This is a genomic window from Halalkalibacter wakoensis JCM 9140 (genome assembly GCF_000513095.1).
GTDB lineage: Bacteria > Bacillota > Bacilli > Bacillales > Bacillaceae_D > Halalkalibacter > Halalkalibacter wakoensis.
Genome location: NZ_BAUT01000134.1, coordinates 1 through 3809, shown reverse-complemented (window position 1 = coordinate 3809; position 3809 = coordinate 1). Strand labels below are relative to the sequence as shown.

The 3809-nt window shown below is 35.2% G+C and carries 3 protein-coding genes and 1 pseudogene; 2 read left to right on the top strand and 2 right to left on the bottom strand.

All coding sequences use genetic code 11. The features are described from left to right. The first annotated feature begins 88 nt into the window (after nt 1–88). Nucleotides 89–514 carry a CBO0543 family protein gene (locus JCM9140_RS21640; RefSeq protein ID WP_052002480.1) on the top strand — a complete coding sequence of 142 codons (426 nt, stop codon included), beginning with the start codon at nt 89–91 and terminating at the stop codon, nt 512–514. Nucleotides 515–639: 125 nt separating this feature from the next. Here the strand turns inward: JCM9140_RS21640 and JCM9140_RS21635 are convergent, their stop codons facing one another. Then, entirely contained in the window at nt 640–2439 is a 1800-nt protein-coding gene (locus JCM9140_RS21635) for a sensor histidine kinase (protein ID WP_052002481.1), read from the bottom strand. A gap of 16 nt (nt 2440–2455) precedes the next feature. Next, entirely contained in the window at nt 2456–3421 is a 966-nt protein-coding gene (locus JCM9140_RS21630) for a BMP family ABC transporter substrate-binding protein (protein ID WP_034751654.1), read from the bottom strand. A gap of 197 nt (nt 3422–3618) precedes the next feature. On the opposite strand from JCM9140_RS21630, the pseudogene JCM9140_RS25535 reads away from it, so the two are divergent. Further along, a pseudogene (locus JCM9140_RS25535) lies at nt 3619–3684 on the top strand (hypothetical protein); the annotation flags it as partial. Between the last annotated feature and the right edge of the window lie 125 nt (nt 3685–3809).

The following is a 3809-nucleotide window of genomic DNA, read 5'->3' as shown; positions in this document are numbered from 1 at the left end:
GAACCACCCGAAGTATGTCGATATTATTTCGACATACTTCGGGTAGTGACAGGCACTTATAGTTTGGCAATGGTGGTTGACTCTGTTAATGATTATTGTTCCCTGGACACTATGGTTTATATTTCATAAAAAAGAAAGCAGGGCTCGTCTTTTATTTGCTGGATTTGCAACAATGTTAATTGCATCATTTTTGGACTTTCTTGGGGTTGCATATGGACTTTGGGTCTATCTAGTTGATGTAATATTTACTATTCCTGCATTTATTGTGTGGGACTTTTCAGTATTACCTGTTATAGTTATGTTTTTCCTACAAATTAAACCTGCATTTAACCCAATTATTAAAGGGATTATATTCGGGGCTTTTTCATCATTTGTAGGTGAACCTGTTACAGTGTGGCTTGGACTTTATGATCCCTTAGAATGGAAATACATCTATTCCTTTCCTATTTACATTTTGATATATTTAATAATTCATTACATAAGTAGAAGTAGAACATTTGGGCCATTGGAGTAACAAAAGTGCACTGTCACTCCCCTTATTTTATCGATAAGGTCGACATACTTCTAGGAGTGATACTTAGAGTTATATTTAATAAAAAAAGGGATGCTTGCTTTTCACTACGAGGTTTTATCCATGCTTTATTTAAAAGGTAACGTAATAACAAATGTAGTAACTTCTTCATTAGAAGAAGTCAATTTTATTTTGCCTCCATGATTATCAATAATCCGTTGGACGATCGTCAAACCTAACCCAGTCCCTGTTTCTTTAGACGTTAAAAACGGGTCAAAGACAGACGCTTGAATATATTTTGGTATTCCTTTCCCACTATCTTCTACATATATTTCATAATCATTCCCTTTATATCGAGAGTAGATCGAAATATGACCTTTTTCTTCCATCGATTCAATGCTGTTTCTAATTAAATTGTGAAACACTTGTTTCATTTGCTTCCCATCAACCCTCATCGGAACTCTCTCTAACTCTATTGAAAATGTCACTTTTTTATGTTCAACAGAATGTCGAATTAAGGGGAGTATATCGTTAATGATGTCTTCTAAGTAAAACTCTTTATAATGAGGTGCGCTTGGTTTCGTTAAAAGCAGCATTTCTTCTATAATGGCATTGATTCGTTCAAGCTCTTTTAATATCAACGGCAAATGAAACTTTTCTTTTTCCCGCCCTGAAAAAGAACGATTCATTAGATTTAAAAATCCATCTATAACCGCTAATGGATTCCGTATTTCGTGAGCTGCTCCAGCTGCGAGTTCCCCAACAAGAGCTAACTTTTCAGATTGATGCATTCTTTTCTCTAAATTCTCCGTATCTGTAATATCAATAAAGTAAAAAATTCTACCGATCGTCCCTTTATTTTGATCAATAAGCTCAGATTGTGAAACCAACAAAGAACGTTCGTCAATCGATGTATAATAAGGAACTTTAACATTGTTCATGATCTCTTTCGAAACCAAAGCATCCCAGAACGTTTTGTTCTCTTTCGATCTGTTTATTGGAACCGAAATAACCGATTCCTCACTTCCCAGTAGCTGCTTTGCAGTCTGATTCAATGAAACGTTATCTGACCTTGTATCAAAGGTAATAATTCCAACTGGGAGTGAGTTTAATATTTGTTCCCGATATACTTTATCTTTTAGAATGGTTTCAAAGGATTCTTTTAAGCTTAAAGACATTTTATTTATAGAAGTTGTCAGATGCCTAAACTCCTCCTGTGCGGTTTCTTCAACCTTCATTCCGTAGTGACCATTCGCAATTTCATCGACTTTTTGCACAAGCCTCTCAATCGGCTGCGTCAAATTTGAACTGATTCGATAAGCTGAAAAAATAGCCGCAATCACAGCCGCAATCGTTAACGTTAATAATAACCACAGCGATTCAGTAATGATTTTTGAAAAGTGATTCGTATGATTATTTAAAGACGAAATCACGGTGTCTTTTTTTAGATTTAGTTGATCATTAATCGTATCTAATTGGACTAGATACTCGTTCAACAAGTATGTTTCTAAAGTTTCTTGATCACTAAATAAGATAAGACCTTGTACTTTATTCAAGATCGTAAAGTCTAGCAAGTCAATTTCTGTTTTCAATGGCACTAACGAATGAGGGGGATCTCCGTGTGACAAATTAACCTCATCGTCGGATGAAGCAATAAGAGATTGGTAGGATTCTACAATATAACAACAATGATCATTTTCAATATATCCTTCAATAAGCATTTTTCTCGTATGAAGTTCTTGTTGCCAATGCGTAAGCCATACTAATTCCGGAATCGTATTTTGGTTAATTTCCTGACTTACGGTATTAACTTGATCAATAGAATGGAGTAGAACGAAAGAAAAACTACTTAGTATCATAGTAGTTAAAAGGAGAACAATTAATATTTTATTACGAAATGACATTTTCTTCATAAAATTCTTCATCATGCTCCCCACTTCATACTCATTCATTAATATATTGTAAATCCTCTTTTGTAAACATCGGTCCAAAAGGAGCAAGTTGATACACTCCATCTTCTTCTGTTAACAGTTTTACTCCATGTTGAATACCTTCTTCACTAAAATAATCTTTCATAATTGCTATATACATTTGAGAAACATCATTCATTACACTCGTCAATACCCAATTACTAGCCATATAAGATTGGTCTTCCAAATACCCTATTATGTAAATTTGATGTTTTTTTCCATATTCAATGACAGCTCGATTAAAACCATTCCCTCTTGAATAAACAACATCAACACCCTCATTTACGAGCTCCTCCATATACTCAAGTGCTTTAGAATGGTCATCCCAACTATCGACGACCTTATAAAACAATGAAAGATCTGGATTAACGTGATATAGAGCTTCTTCAAATTGAGGCTGGTCTTCACGTGCATCAACTGCATCAATCAAACCTATTTTCTTTGTTTCTGAAATTAAGGCTGCTGCTATACCCGCCTTTTTTTCAATTTCGCCTTGATTAAACGAGTAAACAGATTGATTTTCATGTACGGCCTCCCCATGAATCGTGACAAAATTTACATCCGAGTACAGAGGAGCAAATGTAGTAAATACTTCTGAAAACTCTCTTCCGTGACCAATAACTACTTCTGCACCAGCTTCTAACGCTTGTTCAAGTGTTTCTACGAGTAATGCTTCGGTCTTCATTTCACTATATAGTGTAACCTCAACAGGAAATTGCTCTTCTATTTTAAGTTGACCCATATAAGCTAAACTTCCCCAACTTTGATCAACAATTTCGTCTGAAGTGAGTATGGTCACTTTGGTTTTATCTTCTAGTTTTTGAGTAGATGATAATTCGCTAAAAGCATTACTTACTTTAAAGATCATTAACGTAATGAATCCACTAGCAACAACCACGGTTAAAAGAAGGATCCATCTAGGCTGATTCGATTGTTGCATCTATCATTCTCTCCTCTTTTGTTCTTATATTTATTTTACTTAAAAATAAGAACATGGTCTACCATTCTTCTAAAGATTTTCTACTTTTTTAGACAAAATTCTACAAAAAGCGTCTGCTACTCCTTGAATTTTGTCGATAAGGTTAATCTACTTCGGGGAGTGACAGGTACTTTTTCAAATTATCTGCCTAAACATGCTCCAAAGCTACTAAGCAACTAGGGTTGTCCAGAACAAATGTGTATCGGAGACTCAAAAACTTATAATAGAAGGGGGTCAAGAGATGGAATCGTTCCCTTTCCGAGGTGAACAGCTCGAGAAAGGGATTCATTCGGATTCGTTCCCTTTCCGAGAAGAGCAGCTCGAGAAAGGGATTCATTCAGATGGATTC